The organism is Paracoccus sp. C2R09, from assembly GCF_018860625.1.
Classification (GTDB): domain Bacteria; phylum Pseudomonadota; class Alphaproteobacteria; order Rhodobacterales; family Rhodobacteraceae; genus Paracoccus.
On sequence record NZ_JAHKQB010000010.1, the window covers coordinates 209,639 to 225,671 of the forward strand.

Here is a 16,033-nt window from a genome sequence, read left to right on the forward strand (position 1 = left end):
TTGTAGGCGTTGAAGGGCGTATTGCCCCCCATATCGGAGGATGACGTCATGCCGGCACAGCGCGCAGATCGTACCGAACGGACCGCCCCCAAGGCACCGCGCCGTCCTGCCGTTTCGGAACAGCAGGTCATCCGCCCCGACCCCAAGGTCAAGTCGCCGGTCGCAAGCCGGGCGAACGAGATCGTGCGGGCCATAGGGCTGCGTCCCATCACCGGCCTCTCGGGTCCGAAGATCGGTTACTGACACCGCGCCGGTCCAGTCCGGCGCGCAATTCCGCCAGTTCGGACGGCAGCTGGCGTGATAGTTCGTCCCCATATGCCTTGGCGTCTTCATTGTACATGCGTTCGACCGCAGCGCCGCCGCCCCCAAGGCTAGCGGTCAGCACGCGCATGACATGCAACCCGGTATCGCGGGTTTCCTCCATCAGCGACAGGTAATCTGCCATCATCTGCGCGGCACGTTCGGTATCGCGGCGGGCGATCCGCCGCAGGTCGGCGGCCAGCGCTTCCATGATCGAAAGCAGCCGGTAATAGATGACGATGGGGTCGATCACCGCCCCCGGCAGGATGTGGATTTCCGCAATCACCGCCGCATAGATGCGGTCGTTCGAATGCTGGGGCAGGGTGGGCAGCAGGTCCCCCGTGGCCACGCGTTCGATCAGGATCGCCGCATCGTCGGGCGTGGGCATCTGCTGTTCCAACCCGACGACATGGGCGCGGATCTCGGCCAGCAGGGCGCGTTGAAGGTCCTCCTCGCGCTTGGCACGCAGGCGGTCGTCGCGGCGGCGGTTCTGCCATGCCCCGACCTGCCAGCCGATGGCCAGGAACACCCCGGCCACCAGCGCCTGCTGCAATTGCGGGCTGAGCCACAGATCCAGCGGCGGCACCCCCGCATCGGCGGTCCCGGCCGTGCCGAAGCAGGCCTGGACCGAACCGGGCAGGGGCAGGCAGAAGCTCATTCGAACTCCATGATCACGTCATCGACCTTCAGGCTGTCGCCGGGGGCCGCGTTCACTGCCGACACGATGCCGCGGCGTTCGGCGCGCAGGATGTTCTCCATCTTCATCGCCTCGACCGTGGCCAGGGCCTGACCCTCCTGCACCTCGTCGCCCGGCGCCACGCCGATGCTGACGACCAGCCCCGGCATTGGACAGAGCAGCAGCTTCGAGGTGTCGGGCGGGGTCTTGACGGGCATCAGCCGCGCCAGTTCGGCAGCCCTCGGGCGTCGGATATGCGCCTTCATGTCGGCCCCGCGGGTCCGCAGGCGCAATCCGGCGGCGATGCGATCGACCTTCAGCACCAGCGGTCGCCCATCGACATCCAGAACCGCAAGGTTGCTGCCGGGCCGCCAGTCGCTCTCGATGCGCATGGTCTTGCCGGCGATCTCGACCGTGGCCCCATCGCGATCCGCCGCGATGCGGACGGGGAACTCTCGATCGTCCAGCGTAACGACCCAGTTCTCGCCCACATGGCGTTCGTGGTTGCCCAGCCGCCCGCTGATGCGACTGCGGCGGATTTCCGATACGCGATGCATGGCGGCGGCGGCGGCGGCCACGCGGTGCATCTCGTCATCGGGCAGGGTCGCGCCGGTGAACCCTTCGGGATATTCCTCGGCGATGAAGGCCGTGGTGATCTGCCCCGAAACGAAGCGCGGATGGTCCATCACGGCCGACAGGAAGGGCAGGTTGTGCCCGATCCCCTCGACCTCGAAACGGTCGAGCGCGACGCGCATGGCCTCGATCGCCTCGCCGCGCGTGGGTGCCCAGGTGCACAGCTTGGCGATCATCGGGTCGTAGAACATGCTGATCTCGCCGCCCTCGAAGACGCCGGTATCGTTGCGCACCGCACTGGCGGCGACGCCGGCGCCCTGGGCCAGCCACTTGTTGCGCGCGGCCATCGGGCCTGCCGCGACCTCGGATGGCGGACGGTAACGCGTCAGGCGCCCGATCGACGGCAGGAAGTTGCGATAGGGGTCCTCGGCATAGAGGCGGCTTTCGATCGCCCAGCCGTCGATCGTCAGGTCGTCCTGCGCGAAGGGCAGTTCCTCGCCCGCGGCGACGCGGATCATCTGTTCGACCAGATCGACGCCGGTGATCAGTTCGGTCACCGGGTGTTCGACCTGCAGGCGGGTGTTCATTTCCAGGAAGTAGAAGTTCTTCTGCCCGTCCACGATGAATTCGACCGTGCCCGCGCTGGTATAGTCCACCGCCTTGGCCAATGCGACGGCCTGCTCGCCCATCGCGCGGCGGGTCTCCTCGTCCAGGAAGGGCGAGGGCGCTTCCTCGATGACCTTCTGGTTCCGCCGCTGGATCGAGCATTCGCGTTCGTGCAGATAGACCGCGTTGCCATGCTGATCCGCCAGCACCTGGATCTCGATATGGCGGGGCTGGGTGACGAACTTCTCGATGAAGATGCGGTCGTCGCCGAAGCTGTTGGCGGCCTCGTTGCGCGACGACTGGAACCCCTCGCGGGCCTCGTCGGCATTCCAGGCGATGCGCATGCCCTTGCCGCCACCGCCTGCGCTGGCCTTCAGCATCACCGGATAGCCGATCTGATCGCTGATGCGCACGGCCTCCTCGGCATCGGCGATCAGTCCCATATGGCCGGGCACCGTGCTGACGCCCGCCTCGGATGCAATCTTCTTCGAGGTGATCTTGTCGCCCATCGCCTCGATCGCCCCCGAGGGCGGGCCGATGAAGGCGATGCCCTCGGCCTCCAGCGCCTCGGCGAACTTGCGGTTCTCGGACAGGAAGCCATAGCCCGGATGGACGGCCTCGGCCCCGGTCTGGCGGACGGCCTCCATGATCCGGTCGATCACGATATAGGACTGGTTCGCGGGGGGCGGTCCGATATGGACGGCCTCGTCCGCCATGCGGACATGCAACGCGTTGCGGTCGGCATCAGAGTAGACGGCCACGGTTGCGATGCCCATCTTGCGCGCGGTCTTGATGACGCGGCAGGCGATCTCTCCTCGGTTCGCGATCAGGATCTTCTTGAACATGGCCCCCCCGGCCTTGCGGCATGAAAAAACCGCCCGCGGGACGACCCGCGGACGGTTGAAAATCAGCTGTGTCGCGCGCGGGTGTCGCGCGCGGTCAGTGCATCACTCGCACAGACGGACGTCGTTGCACAGCGCGCCTGCGGCGCCGCCGATGGCTGCGCCCTTGACGACGTTGGTGCCGCCGACATGCGCGATGGTCGCGCCGACGCCTGCGCCGATGAGCGCGCGGTCGGTGTCGGTCGGGTTGATGTTCTGCGTGCAGCCGGCGACGAGGGTCGCGCCGACGAGGGCAACGGCGAAGAACTTGGACATGTGTCTGATCCTATGAATATGGCGGCAGGCCCTGAACGCGGGCCATGCCTTGTCGGTTCGGCGCAGACGCGTCGATCAGTAGCGACGCTGGCAGACGCCGGCGTCGTCGCACAGTGCGCCTGCAGCGCCACCCAGTGCGGCACCGGTCGCGATGTCTTCGTCAAGCGCCTTGGCGATGACGGCACCTGCGACGGCACCACCGGCGGCGCGCTGCGTGTCGGGCGACAGGCTGGTGCCGTAACCGGGCGAGCAGGCCGACAGGCCAGCGGCGACGAGGGCGAGACCGGCGAAGCGGAGAGCGAAGGTTTTCTGCATTTTGGTTTGCCTGTGATATGGCCCCTTTTCGGGGCAGTTGAATTCCAGCATGGAACGACTATCGCATGGCGCCCGCCCGCGTCAAACTGACATGCCGGTGAATGCATGCGAATGGGCGCCAGTTCGCGCATCAGTCGTCGTCCTCGAACTCGCCGTCCCAGTCGTCATCGTCCCAGTCGAATTCGGGTGCGTCCTTGGCGAAAAGCTCGGGGAACGATGCCTCGGCCTCGGCCATGTCGATCTGCAGCAGCTGGTCGTAATCGGCCGGATCGAATTCGCCGACCGGCTTGACCTCTCGGCCGATCAGCCAGGACAGGCGTCCCGCATCCAGGTTGCCGCGTTCGAACGGCTCGTCGCCGAAATGGGTGATCAGGGCCGACAGGAACCCCGTATCGGCCTTCTTGTCGGCCGGCTTGCGGTCCTTGAAGCGTTCGCGCCGCGTGATGGGCGTCGCGCCCTTCTTGCGGTTCTCGCGCCGGATGGTGAACTGGAAATCGGTGCCGGGCAGACGCCCGGGAAAGCCGCGATGCTTCAGCATGGCTGCGCCCCTTCTTCATGAAGCTGAGGGGCGGCTGCGCGCGGGCAGGGTGACCGCCCGCACGTTTGGATCAGTGGGCCGGTATCAGCCGAACTTGCCCTGGTAGACCGGTTCGGTCGTGACGGGGTTGGCTGCGGGCGCTGCGGGCGCCGTGGGCACGTAGACTTCGGGCTGCTGGCGCTGGCAGGCGGCGAAGGCCGAAACCAGAACGAGGCCGAGAACGATTCGTTTCGACATGAATTCATGCTCCTGTAAGGCGGACGTTGTTGCGTCCGGCTGCTCGGTTTGAGATCGCCCCGCGGACGGGCCGACCTGACCGCGATCATATCCGCGCGCCCGCGCCCCAGACAGAAGCGCCGCGCGGGGGGCGGCAGAACCGCGGCCCCCTGTGGCGCGGCTGCATCATTCACGAGGTTGTGCATGGGCGGGTTTCCGGTTCCTTACAGCGGGATGTTGTCGTGTTTCTTCCAGGGGTTCGACAGCTGCTTGCCGCGCAGGCTGGCAAAGGCGCGCGCGACGCGCCTGCGGGTCGAACGCGGCTGGATCACCTCGTCGATGAAACCCTTCTCGGCGGCGACGAAGGGATTGGCGAAGCGGTCCTCGTAATCCTTCGTGCGGGCCGCGATCCTGTCCTTGTCGCCCAGTTCGCTGCGATAGAGGATCTCGACCGCGCCCTTGGCACCCATCACCGCGATTTCCGCCGTGGGCCAGGCATAGTTGAAATCGCCCCGCAAATGCTTCGAGGACATGACGTCATAGGCGCCGCCATAAGCCTTGCGCGTGATGACCGTCACCTTCGGCACGGTCGCCTCGCCATAGGCAAAGAGAAGCTTCGCGCCGTGCTTGATGACGCCGCCATATTCCTGGCCCGTGCCCGGCAGGAAGCCCGGAACATCGACCAGCGTCAGGATCGGGATCTCGAACGCGTCGCAGAAGCGGACGAAGCGCGCGGCCTTGCGCGAACTGTCGATGTCCAGGCAGCCTGCCAGCACCATCGGCTGGTTGGCCACCACGCCCACCGTCTGCCCTTCGATCCGCACGAAGCCGATGACGATATTGGCAGCGAAATCCTTCTGGATCTCGTAGAAGTCGCCCTCGTCGGCCAGTTTCGTGATCAGCTCCTTCATGTCGTAGGGCTGGTTCGGGTTGTCGGGGATCAGCGTGTCCAGGCTGGGTTCGATCCGCGCCGGATCGTCGAAGAAGGGGCGGGTCGGCGCCTTCTCTCGGTTGTTCAGCGGCAGGAAGTCGAACAGGCGGCGGATTTCCGACAGCGCCTCGACATCGTTCTGGAATGCGCCATCCGCGACCGAGGATTTCTTCGTATGCGTCGATGCGCCGCCCAGTTCCTCGGCGGTGACGACCTCGTTGGTGACGGTCTTGACCACGTCGGGACCGGTCACGAACATGTAGGACGTGTCCTGCACCATGAAGATGAAATCGGTCATGGCGGGGGAATAGACCGCGCCGCCCGCGCAGGGGCCCATGATGACGCTGATCTGCGGGACCACGCCCGACGCCATCACGTTGCGCTGGAACACCTCGGCATAGCCCGCAAGGCTGGCCACGCCTTCCTGGATGCGGGCGCCGCCGCTGTCGTTGATGCCGATGACGGGCGCGCCGTTCTGCATCGCCATGTCCATGATCTTGCAGATCTTCTGGGCATGGGTTTCCGACAGCGATCCACCGAAGACGGTGAAGTCCTGGCTGAAGACATAGACCATGCGACCGTTGATCGTGCCCCAGCCGGTGACGACGCCGTCGCCATAGGGGCGGTCGTCCTGCATTCCGAAATCGGTGGACCGATGGGCCACGAACATGTCGAACTCTTCGAAGCTGTCCTCGTCCACGAGCAGCTCGATGCGTTCGCGGGCGGTCAGCTTGCCGCGGGCATGCTGCGCATCGATGCGCCACTGGCCGCCGCCAAGCCGCGCCTGTTCGCGGCGACGCTCAAGCTCTTCAAGAATGTCCTTCATGGAAGCTCCTCTTGGTCCGACATCGCGACGGTAGCGCGCAACCGGCTGGGCCGCCAAGAAAAATCGGGAAAATTTGCAAACTATGCGGGCAGTTCGCATCGCAAATCGCAAAGGTGCAAAACCGGGGTGCCGGACCCTCTTGACGCGGCAGGGCAAGGGGGGCAGTCAATCGCGCATGGGTTTGCAGATCGATATACAGGCCATCCTGGCCAACCACGCCGCACTGGCCGCCAAGGCGCCCGGTGCACGGGCCGCAGCCGTCGTCAAGGCCGACGCATACGGGTTGGGGGCGGCAAGGGTCGTGCCCGCGCTGTATGACAGCGGCGTGCGCGACTTTTTCGTGGCGCTGGCCTCCGAAGGGCGCGCGCTGCGTCCGCTTCTGCCCGACGATGCGGTGATCAACATCCTGTCAGGGCATATGGAGGGCGAGGATCTGAACGGTCTGGTGCCCGTCCTGAACAGCCCCGAGCAGTTCTTCCGCGACCGCACGATGCGCCCGGGCAAGCCCTTCGCCATCCAGCTGGACAGCGGCATGAACCGCCTGGGGATGGAGGCCGCCGAATGGGCCGCCATCCGCGACGAGGCGCTGGCCGCCGGTCCCGCCTTCATCATGTCGCACCTTGCCTGCGCCGATGAGCCCGACCACCCCGCCAATGCCGCGCAGCTGAAGGCCTTCCGCGAGATGACCGACGGCTGCGGCGTTCCGCGTTCGCTGGCGGCGACGGGTGGCATCCTGCTGGGGCCGGATTACCATTTCGACCTGGTCCGTCCGGGCATCGGCATGTATGGCGGCATGCCCTTCGCGGATGCACAGCCTGTCGTGCGCCTGTCGCTGCGCGTGATCCAGTCGCGCGATGTCAAGGCGGGCGAGATGGTGGGTTACGGCGCGACCTGGCATGCCGAACGCGACAGCCGCATCGCCACCGTGGATGCGGGCTATGCCGACGGCATCCTGCGGGCGCTGTCCTCCAGCGGGGCGTCGATATATGCGAACGGCGTCGCCTGTCCCATCGTCGGGCGGGTGTCGATGGACCTGATCACCGTCGATGTGACCGGGCTGGGAACGTTGCCCGATCAGCTGGACCTGATCTGCCCCGAACAACCCATCGACAGGCTGGCCGATTGCGCCGGCACCATCGGCTACGAGATCCTGACCGCACTTCGCCAGCGTTACCAGCGGACCTATCGGTGAATCCGATCCGGCTGGTCGGTCGCGGCGCGATCGCCGCGTTGCGTGGTATCGGTGCGGTCGCCCTGTTCGGATTGCGCGGTCTGGCCGGGCTGCGCGTCGCGGGCCTGCCCGAACTGGGACGGCAGCTGTTGCAGATCGGATGGCTGTCGCTGCCGGTCGTGGGGCTGACCGCGCTGTTCACCGGCGCGGCCCTGGCGCTTCAGATCCATTCCGGGGGCGAACGCTTTCAGGCGACCGACGTGGTCCCAGCCATCGTGGCCATCGGCATGGTGCGCGAGCTTGGTCCCGTGCTGGGCGGCCTGATGGTTGCGGCCCGCGTCGCCAGCAGCATCGCGGCCGAGATCGGGACCATGCGCGTCACCGAACAGATCGACGCGCTGGTGACCCTTTCGACGGACCCGCTGCGGTGGCTGGTGACCCCGCGCCTGTGGGCGGCGATCATCTCGGTCCCGGTTCTGGTCGCGGTGGGCGATGTCATCGGCATCATGGGCGGCTGGCTGGTCGGGACGAACTCGCTCGGGTTCGTGTCCTCGCGCTATGTTGCCGACAGCTGGGCCTATCTCGAGGCCTGGGACGTGGCCTCGGGGCTGATCAAGGGCGCGGCCTTCGGCCTGATCGTCGCGCTGTCGGGCTGCTGGTTCGGGATGCGCGCGGGCAGGGGGGCTGCGGGTGTCGGACGGGCCACGACCGGGGCGGTCGTCGCGGCGGCGGTGGGCATCCTGGCCGCCAATTTCGCACTGACGGGAATATTCTTCGAATGATCCGGATCGAGGGCATCGCGAAATCCTTCGGGCCCAAGCAGGTGCTGGCAGGCGTCGATCTGCAGGTCGACCGGGGCGAGAGCCTTTGCGTCATCGGTCAGTCCGGGACGGGCAAGTCGGTGCTGCTGAAATGCATCCTCGGGCTGGTACGACCCGATGCGGGGCGCATCCTGTGGAACGACCGACCGCTGGACGCGCGCAGCATGCCGGCTTTCCTACAGGGATTCGGGATGCTGTTCCAAGGTGCCGCGCTGTTCGACAGCCTGCCCGTCTGGCGCAACGTGGCCTTTCGCCTGCGCGACCGGATGCCTGCATCCCGGGCACGGGGGATCGCGATCGACAAGCTGGCCCGCGTGGGTCTGCCGCCGGAAACCGCCGACCTCATGCCGGCCGAGCTGTCGGGCGGCATGGCCAAGCGCGTGGGCCTTGCGCGCGCCATCTGCGACGACCCGGGCGTGATCTTCTTCGACGAGCCGACAACCGGGCTGGACCCGATCCGCGCGCGCGAAATCGACGCGCTGATCCGCGACATCGTCCGCGATCAGGGGGCCAGCGCCATCGCGATCACCCATGACATGGCTTCCGTGCGCAAGATTGGCGACCGCGTGGCCTTGTTGCAAGGGGGCCGTATCGTCCATGACGGGCCCGTCGCGGAAATGGACGGTGCGGCGGCGCTCCGGGCCTTTCTGCAGGGCTGATGCAACCGCAAGAAGCTGCCGCATGTTTAATTACCGGGCATGGTTACATGGCCTTGCAAGAATCCCCGTGGATTGCCACCATTGGGTAAATCGCCTGAGCAGGAGATAGATTTGGGCCTTTCCCCGACGCCCCCCGTCACAAACCCCGCCGCGGAAACCCTGCTGGAATTCCCCGACAACCGGCTGCTGATCGACCTTTGCGGTGCCAATGACCGGCATCTTGCACGGATTGAGGAGGCGCTTGGCGTGCATATCCTGCGCCGTGGAAACCAGCTGGCCGTGGTCGGCGGTCCCGAAGCGCAGGCCGAGGCCGCGCAGCTGCTGCAAGGGCTCTATGCCCGGCTGGAACAGCACAAGCCCGTCAGCTTGGCCGAGGTCGAGGCCGCCCTTCGCATGGGCATCGAGCCCAGCCCGGAGGTCAGCCCGGACGAACAGCTGGAAATGTTCGCCCAGGGCAATTACGAGCTGCGCACCCGCAAGAAATCGGTCGAGCCGCGCACCGATGCGCAGAAGGCCTATGTCCGTTCGCTGTTCCAGAACGAGCTGGCCTTCGGCATCGGGCCTGCGGGCACCGGCAAGACCTATCTGGCGGTGGCGGTCGGCGTGACGATGCTGATCGGCGGCCATGTGGACAAGATCATCCTGTCGCGCCCCGCAGTCGAGGCGGGCGAGCGTCTGGGCTTCCTTCCCGGCGACATGAAGGAGAAGGTCGATCCCTACATGCAGCCGCTCTATGACGCGCTGAACGACTTCCTGCCGGCCAAGCAGATGCAGAAGCTGGTCGAGGAAAAGCGGATCGAGATCGCGCCCCTTGCCTTCATGCGGGGCCGCACCCTGGCGCGCGCCTTCGTCGTTCTGGACGAGGCGCAGAACGCCAGCAGCATGCAGATGAAGATGTTCCTGACCCGCCTGGGCGAAGGTTCGCGCATGGTGATCACCGGCGACCGCACCCAGATCGACCTGCCGCGCGGCATGGAATCGGGGCTGGTCGATGCCGAACGCATCCTCAAGGGCGTGAACGGCATCAGCTTCAGCTATTTCACCGCCGACGATGTCGTGCGCCATCCGCTTGTCGCGCGCATCATCAAGGCGTATGACGCCGAGGAAGCCACGGCGATCGCCGGTGGCAAGGAGGAAGTGCGCGGGCAATACGCCCCACGCCGAGCCATGCGAAACGATGCCTGACCAGATAACGGCCGATTGCGTCATCGAAGACGAACGATGGGAGGCCGCGGGGCTTGAAGCCCTCGCGGCCCGCGCCATCGCCGCCGCGCTGGAATGGCACGGGATTGGCGGCGAGGTCGTCGTGATGGGCTGCGACGATGCCCGTATCGCGGCCCTGAACGCCGATTTCCGCGGCAAGCCCCGCGCGACGAACGTGCTGTCCTGGCCCTCGGTCGAACATGTCGAACATGCACCGGGCGAGATGCCGGACCTTCCCGACGAGGACGAGCTTGGCGATATCGCCATCGCCTTCGAGACCTGCGAGGCCGAGGCCAAGGCCCAGGGCAAGCCCTTCGATCATCATGTTCAGCACCTGCTGATCCATGCGACCCTGCATCTGCTGGGCTATGATCATGAAAACGACCCCGATGCCGAACGCATGGAAGAGGCCGAGCGCCGGATCCTGACCGTTCTGGATATCCCCGACCCTTACAGAGAGAACCTGCCATGAATTCCGAGGCCCGATTACCCGAAGACGACGAGGAAGGCGAAGACCGCAACCATCGCGGATTCTTCGGCCGCTTCTTTGCTGCCTTCAACGGAGCCGAAGAGGATGAGGACGAGGGCGGATACGACGAACGCTCCGGCAATCGTGCGCCCGGCCTGATGAACCTGCGCCGGATGCGCGTGGACGATGTCGCGATCCCCAAGATCGAGATCATCGCCGCACCGCTGAACATCACGCTGGACGATCTGGTGACGATGTTCCGCGAACATGGCTTCTCGCGTATTCCCGTCTTTCGCGGAACGCTGGACAGCCCGCTCGGGCTGATCCACCTCAAGGATCTGGCGCTGAAGCACGGGTTCGGTCAGGGCGGCAAGTTCACCCTGCGCCCCATGCTGCGACCGCTTCTCTATGTTCCGCCCTCGATGCCGATCGGGGTTCTTCTGCAGCAGATGCAGCAGAAGCGCAGCCACATGGCGCTGGTCATCGACGAATATGGCGGCGTGGACGGCCTTGTGACCATCGAGGATCTGATCGAACAGGTCATCGGAGAGATCGAGGACGAGCACGACGAGGAGGAGGCCGGGCTCTGGGTCCACGAGAAGACCGGGCAGTGGCTGTTCCAGGCCAAGGCGGGTCTTGGCGATGTCGAGGAAGAGACCGGGATGAAGCTGCTCGACAGCGAGGTCGAGGAGGAAGTCGATACGCTTGGCGGGCTGATCTTCATGCTGACCGGACGTGTGCCGTTGCGCGGCGAGGTGATCGCGCATGAATCCGGCGCCGAGTTCGAGGTGGTCGATGCCGATCCTCGTCGGATCAAACGCGTGCGGATGCGGTTGCCGAACATCGCGACCCCGACCGAACGGGAAACGAGTGAGGAAAGCGCGGGCTAGACGCCCGCAAATCTCTCAAGGGCGCCCTGCCAGAAGATCCGCTTCAGGTCGGGCGTTTCCATCATCACCTCGTGGCGGGCGCCTTCGATCAGCAGCAGGCGGGCGTCCGGCCAGTTCGCGGTGCGGTCGCGGATCGCCTGGTGAGAGATGATCTTCTCCTCGGACCCCAGGGAAACGGTCATCGGAATGTCGGGCGCCGCGATACGGGCAAGCCTGCTGCATTCGTTCAGCGCCTTGCCGACCCAGTCGAAGCTTGCGCCGCCGATGGTCAGGTCGGGCCATGCCGCAGCCTCGCGCAGCAGGCGCGCCCATTCGTCCACGTCATGCGTCAGCAGGTTGGCATTGAAGCTTTCGGCCAGGGGATAGGCCGATGCGCCCCCGCCGGTGCCGGGGGCCGCGAAGCCGCCCCGTCCCATGCGCCCGGCCAGATAGGCGATGCCCGTGGCGATGCCCGTGTTCAACCTGCGCAGGTTGATCCCCCACATCGGGGCCGAGAAGACCGCCGAGGCGACCGGCAGCCCGTTTTCCAGCGCGCAGAGCCCGATGCACCCGCCCATGGAATGACCCAGAAGATGCCAGGGCTTGGGCAGGTCCAGATCGCCCGCGGCGACCATCAGCTCGATCACATCGCGCTGGTAATCGGCGAATTCGCCGACATGGCCGGGCCGGGGATCGGCCTGCAGCCTGTCCGACATGCCCTGACCGCGCCAGTCGATGGCGATCACGTCGAAGCCCTCGGCGTTCAGGAACGCCGCGACAGGGGCATATTTCTCGACATATTCGGTGCGCCCGGGAAACAGCAGGACGCTGCCCCGTGCGTCACCTGCGGCCCAATGCGCCGCGCGAAGCCGCACCCCGTCATCGGCCCGAAGCCAGAAGGCCCGCGCGGGGGCCTGCGGGCCATCGTCCAGCCGGTGGAAGGGCGCGGTCTCCATCGTTCAGGACAGCTTCTGCCCAAGCGCCATGGCGACGCCCATCGAACCGTCGATCTTCAGCTTGCCGGTCATGAATGCGGTCGCGGGGTTCACGTCGCCGTTCATGATGCCTTCGAACGTCTCGCGGGTGGCGGTCAGGGTCACTTCCGAATCCTCGTCGCCTTCGCGCACGCCGGCCTCGTCGATCATGATCGCGCCTTCGCCCTCGATCACGAATTTCGCGGACGAATCGAAGCTGTCGATCTTCTGGCCCAGTTTTTCCACGGCCTTGGTCACAACATCGCTCATTTTCTTCCTTTCAGCGCGCTTTGTCTGGCGCCCGACATGCGGGCTGGGTTACAGCTGCCGTTATGAGCGCGGATCGTAACGTTTTCCATAATGCCGTCGCGGCACTGCGTCATCGAGTTCTGACGATTTTCATCGTTCTTGCAACCCTGACGACACCCGCCTTCGCAGCCGATCCCCTGGACGATGCCTTCGCGCGGCTGGCCGCCCCCACGGGCGAAGGCTGGCGCATCGCCGAGGCCGATATCCTGCGGGAATGGTCGCGATCGGGTTCGCCGTCGATGGACCTGCTGCTGCAGCGGGGCGAGGCTGCGTTGGACCAGGGCGACATCGACGGGGCCATCGGGCATCTGACGGCGCTGATCGATCACGCGCCCGATTTCGCGGCAGCCTATCAGGCGCGGGCGGCGGCCCATGCGGCGGCGGGGCTGACCGGCCCCGCATTGTCCGATCTGGGCCGGGCGCTGGAACTGGAGCCGCGCCATTTCGTCGCGCTGACGCAGCTGGGCGCGATGCTCGAGGAACTGGGCCAGCCCGATCGCGCGTTGACCGCCTATCGCGAAAGCCTTGCGATCCATCCGCACCAGCAGGAAGCCATCGACGGTGTCGCACGTCTGGAACGTGCACGCATCGGTACCGATATCTGAGGCCATGACCATGATGACCCGCGGGCGGATCACCGCCATTCTCGGCCCCACGAACACGGGCAAGACCCACCACGCCATCACCCGGATGCTGGCGCACAGGACCGGCGTGATCGGCCTGCCGCTGCGGCTGCTGGCGCGCGAGGTCTATGACCGCATCGTCGCCGCGCGCGGCCCTTCGGTCGTGGCGCTTGTCACCGGCGAGGAACGGATCGTCCCCGACCGCGTGCAGTACTGGGTCGCCACGACCGAGGCCATGCCCGAGATCGGCGCCGATTTCGTGGCCATCGACGAGATCCAGCTTTGCGCCGATCCCGAACGCGGTCACGTCTTCACCGACCGTCTGCTGCGGATGCGGGGGCTGCAGGAAACCATGTTCCTTGGCAGCGACACGATGCGCCCCGCCATCGCGGCCCTCGTCCCCGAGGCGCAGTTCGTCCGCCGCGAACGTTTCTCGACGCTCAGCTGGTCGGGGTCCAAAAAGCTGTCGCGGATGCCCGCGCGCAGCGCCATCGTTGGGTTCAGCGTGGACGACGTCTATGCCACGGCAGAACTGATCCGACGCCAGAAGGGCGGTTGCGCGGTCGTCATGGGCGCGCTGTCGCCCCGCACGCGCAATGCCCAGGTCGAGATGTATCAGGCCGGCGAGGTCGATTACCTGGTGGCGACCGATGCCATCGGGATGGGCCTGAACCTCGATATCCGGCACGTGGCCTTCAGCGCGACGCACAAGTTCGACGGTCGCCGCGTGCGCGAGCTGTTCCCCCACGAGCTGGGCCAGATCGCCGGTCGCGCGGGGCGACATACCGAAGCGGGGACCTTCGGCGTCACGGGCGAGGCGCGCATCCTGGATGACGGGCTGATCGACGCGCTGGAGAACCACCGCTTCGCGCCGATTCAGCGGCTGATGTGGCGCAACCATGCGCTGGAATTCGGGACGATGGACCGGCTGGTCTCCAGCCTGGAAACTGCGCCCGATCACGAGATCCTGGTGCGGGGCCGCGAGGCCGACGATCTGGGCGCGCTCAAGATCCTGCGCGACATCCCCGAGATCCGCGACCGCGTGCAGAACGGCCGCGATGTGAAGCTGCTGTGGGACGTGTGCCGCGTTCCCGATTTCCGCAGCATCTCGTCGATGGAACATGCCACGCTTCTGCAGCGGATCTTCGGTTTCCTGCAGGAGGGCACCATCCCGGCCGAGTGGTTGGAGAAGGCGATCCGCCGGATCGATCGCACCCACGGAGATATCGACGCCATCTCGAAAAGATTGGCGTATATTCGGACATGGACCTATGTCGCGCAAAGAACGGGCTGGGTTCAGGACGAAAAGCATTGGCGCGCGGAAACTCGCGCTGTAGAAGACCGCCTGTCAGATGCGCTGCACACGGCGCTGACCCAACGATTTGTGGACCGGCGCACATCAGTGCTCTTGCGCCGGCTCAAGCAGAAGGAGAGCCTTGTGGCCGAAGTGAACGATAAGGGCGAGGTGACGGTCGAAGGCGAATTCGCCGGCCGGCTGGAGGGTTTCCGCTTCCGCCCCGACCAGACCGCGACGGCGGACGAGGCGAAGATGCTGAACCGCGCAAGCTACGAGGCGCTGCGCCCGGAATTCCACCTGCGCGCGGACCGTTTCTACAACGCCCCCGATACCGAGATGGACTTTACCGAACAGGGCGGCCTCATGTGGGGCGACGCGGCTGTCGGCAAGCTGATCCGCGGGTCGGACCCGCTGAACCCCGGCGTCGAGGCCTTCGTCGACGAGGAGGCCGGTGCCGACATCGCCGAAAAGGTGCGCCGCCGCCTGCAGCATTTCATCGACCGCAAGGTCGCGGCCCTGTTCGAACCGCTGCTGGCCATGAGCAAGGACGAGGCCCTGACCGGTCTGGCGCGCGGCTTCGCGTTCCGCATGGTCGAGGCGCTTGGCGTCCTGCCCCGTGACGGCGTCGCGAACGAGGTCAAGGAACTGGACCAGGAGGCCCGTGGCCAGCTGCGCAAGCACGGCATCCGCTTCGGCCAGTTCACCATCTTCATGCCCGCGCTGCTGAAGCCCGCGCCGACGCGTTTGCGGCTGGTGCTGTGGTCGCTGCACGAAGGTCTGGCCGAATTCCCCGAGAGCCCCCCTCCGGGTCTGGTCACCATCCCGCATCTGCCGGATCTGGCCGATGCCGTCTACACGCTGTCGGGCTATCGTCCCGCGGGTGAACGCGCGATCCGCATCGACATGCTGGAACGTCTGGCCGATCTGCTGCGCGCACAGGATACGCGCGGCGGCTTCGAGGCGAACCCTGACATGCTGTCGATCACCGGCATGACGCTGGAACAGTTCGCGGGCCTGATGCAGGGTCTGGGCTATGCCGCCGAGAAGGGCGAGCGTCCGAAGGCGAAGGCGGCCGCCCCCGTGGCCGAAGCCCCCGAGCCGGGCGACGCCCCCATGACCGAAGAGGAATCGGTGCTGGCCGCCGAGACCCGCGCGAAATGGGATGCCGAGCAGGCCGAGAAGCGCGCGGCCGAAGGCGAGCAAGCCCCCGCCGAGGTCGAGAACGAAACGTTCTACACCTTCCGTTGGGCCCCCAAGCCGCGCGGCAACCGTCGTCCCCAGGGCGATCGTCCGCAGGGTCAGGGCCAGGGTCGTCGCGGCCAGAAGGACGGCGCACCGCGCGGTGAACGCCGTGAAGGGCAGGGCGGCAAGCCCGCACGCAAGGGCAAGGGCGGCAAACCTGCATCGCAGGGTCCGAAGACCTATTCCTCGCGCCCCGAGAAGAAGGCCGATCCCGACAGCCCCTTCGCGATCCTCGCGCAGCTGAAGGACCAGAAGTAA

17 protein-coding genes and 1 pseudogene are annotated in these 16,033 nt (G+C 66.3%); 9 read left to right on the plus strand and 9 right to left on the minus strand.

Annotation, left to right across the window (positions count from 1 at the left end; genetic code table 11):
- The first annotated feature begins 48 nt into the window (after positions 1-48).
- Complete coding sequence (locus KO490_RS03535) at positions 49-243, plus strand: hypothetical protein (RefSeq protein WP_216018024.1); 195 nt, start codon at positions 49-51, stop codon at positions 241-243.
- Here the strand turns inward: KO490_RS03535 and KO490_RS03540 are convergent.
- The 7 genes from KO490_RS03540 to KO490_RS03570 form a co-directional block, all read right to left on the minus strand.
- Positions 209-958 (minus strand): hypothetical protein, encoded by a 750-nt coding sequence (locus KO490_RS03540; RefSeq protein ID WP_216018025.1) that lies wholly within the window; start codon positions 956-958, stop codon positions 209-211. The two genes, KO490_RS03535 and KO490_RS03540, sit on opposite strands and share 35 nt — an antisense overlap.
- Positions 955-3,000 carry an acetyl/propionyl/methylcrotonyl-CoA carboxylase subunit alpha gene (locus KO490_RS03545; RefSeq protein ID WP_216018026.1) on the minus strand — a complete coding sequence of 682 codons (2,046 nt, stop codon included), beginning with the start codon at positions 2,998-3,000 and terminating at the stop codon, positions 955-957. Before KO490_RS03545 ends, KO490_RS03540 begins: the two co-directional genes overlap by 4 nt.
- 102 nt (positions 3,001-3,102) lie before the next feature.
- Entirely contained in the window at positions 3,103-3,312 is a 210-nt protein-coding gene (locus KO490_RS03550) for a hypothetical protein (protein WP_216018027.1), read from the minus strand.
- A 75-nt stretch (positions 3,313-3,387) separates the two neighbouring features.
- Positions 3,388-3,678 carry a hypothetical protein gene (locus KO490_RS03555; protein ID WP_252726990.1) on the minus strand — a complete coding sequence of 97 codons (291 nt, stop codon included), beginning with the start codon at positions 3,676-3,678 and terminating at the stop codon, positions 3,388-3,390.
- A gap of 79 nt (positions 3,679-3,757) precedes the next feature.
- Complete coding sequence (locus KO490_RS03560) at positions 3,758-4,165, minus strand: hypothetical protein (RefSeq protein ID WP_216018028.1); 408 nt, start codon at positions 4,163-4,165, stop codon at positions 3,758-3,760.
- Positions 4,166-4,249: 84 nt separating this feature from the next.
- Positions 4,250-4,402: a hypothetical protein gene (locus KO490_RS03565; RefSeq protein WP_216018029.1), complete on the minus strand. Its 153-nt coding sequence runs from the start codon at positions 4,400-4,402 to the stop codon at positions 4,250-4,252.
- A 203-nt stretch (positions 4,403-4,605) separates the two neighbouring features.
- A complete protein-coding gene (locus KO490_RS03570; protein ID WP_216018030.1) occupies positions 4,606-6,138 on the minus strand; it encodes an acyl-CoA carboxylase subunit beta in 1,533 nt (510 codons plus the stop codon).
- 175 nt (positions 6,139-6,313) lie between these two features.
- Between KO490_RS03570 and alr the strand changes: the two genes are divergently transcribed.
- The 6 genes from alr to KO490_RS03600 all read left to right on the plus strand — a co-directional run bounded on the left by alr (position 6,314) and on the right by KO490_RS03600 (position 11,351).
- Positions 6,314-7,330: an alanine racemase gene (gene alr / locus KO490_RS03575; RefSeq protein ID WP_216018031.1), complete on the plus strand. Its 1,017-nt coding sequence runs from the start codon at positions 6,314-6,316 to the stop codon at positions 7,328-7,330.
- Entirely contained in the window at positions 7,327-8,091 is a 765-nt protein-coding gene (locus KO490_RS03580) for an ABC transporter permease (RefSeq protein WP_216018032.1), read from the plus strand. The genes alr and KO490_RS03580 overlap by 4 nt, the downstream gene beginning before the upstream one ends.
- Positions 8,088-8,789 carry an ABC transporter ATP-binding protein gene (locus KO490_RS03585; RefSeq protein ID WP_216018033.1) on the plus strand — a complete coding sequence of 234 codons (702 nt, stop codon included), beginning with the start codon at positions 8,088-8,090 and terminating at the stop codon, positions 8,787-8,789. The genes KO490_RS03580 and KO490_RS03585 overlap by 4 nt, the downstream gene beginning before the upstream one ends.
- Positions 8,790-8,900: 111 nt before the next feature.
- Positions 8,901-9,974: a PhoH family protein gene (locus KO490_RS03590; protein WP_252726991.1), complete on the plus strand. Its 1,074-nt coding sequence runs from the start codon at positions 8,901-8,903 to the stop codon at positions 9,972-9,974.
- A complete protein-coding gene (gene ybeY, locus KO490_RS03595; RefSeq protein WP_216018035.1) occupies positions 9,967-10,464 on the plus strand; it encodes an rRNA maturation RNase YbeY in 498 nt (165 codons plus the stop codon). Before KO490_RS03590 ends, ybeY begins: the two co-directional genes overlap by 8 nt.
- On the plus strand, positions 10,461-11,351 hold the full coding sequence (locus tag KO490_RS03600; protein ID WP_216018036.1) for a transporter associated domain-containing protein: 891 nt from the start codon (positions 10,461-10,463) through the stop codon (positions 11,349-11,351). Before ybeY ends, KO490_RS03600 begins: the two co-directional genes overlap by 4 nt.
- On the opposite strand, the gene KO490_RS03605 is transcribed toward KO490_RS03600, so the two are convergent.
- Positions 11,348-12,286 (minus strand): alpha/beta fold hydrolase, encoded by a 939-nt coding sequence (locus KO490_RS03605; protein WP_216018037.1) that lies wholly within the window; start codon positions 12,284-12,286, stop codon positions 11,348-11,350. The genes KO490_RS03600 and KO490_RS03605 overlap by 4 nt on opposite strands.
- Positions 12,287-12,289: 3 nt before the next feature.
- Positions 12,290-12,583, minus strand: a pseudogene (locus tag KO490_RS03610) (SCP2 sterol-binding domain-containing protein); the annotation flags it as partial.
- A gap of 53 nt (positions 12,584-12,636) precedes the next feature.
- Between KO490_RS03610 and KO490_RS03615 the strand changes: the two are divergent.
- Both KO490_RS03615 and KO490_RS03620 read left to right on the plus strand, forming a co-directional pair.
- Positions 12,637-13,218, plus strand: coding sequence for a tetratricopeptide repeat protein (locus tag KO490_RS03615; protein WP_216018039.1), 582 nt, complete (start codon positions 12,637-12,639; stop codon positions 13,216-13,218).
- A 10-nt stretch (positions 13,219-13,228) separates the two neighbouring features.
- A complete protein-coding gene (locus KO490_RS03620; RefSeq protein ID WP_216018098.1) occupies positions 13,229-16,033 on the plus strand; it encodes a helicase-related protein in 2,805 nt (934 codons plus the stop codon).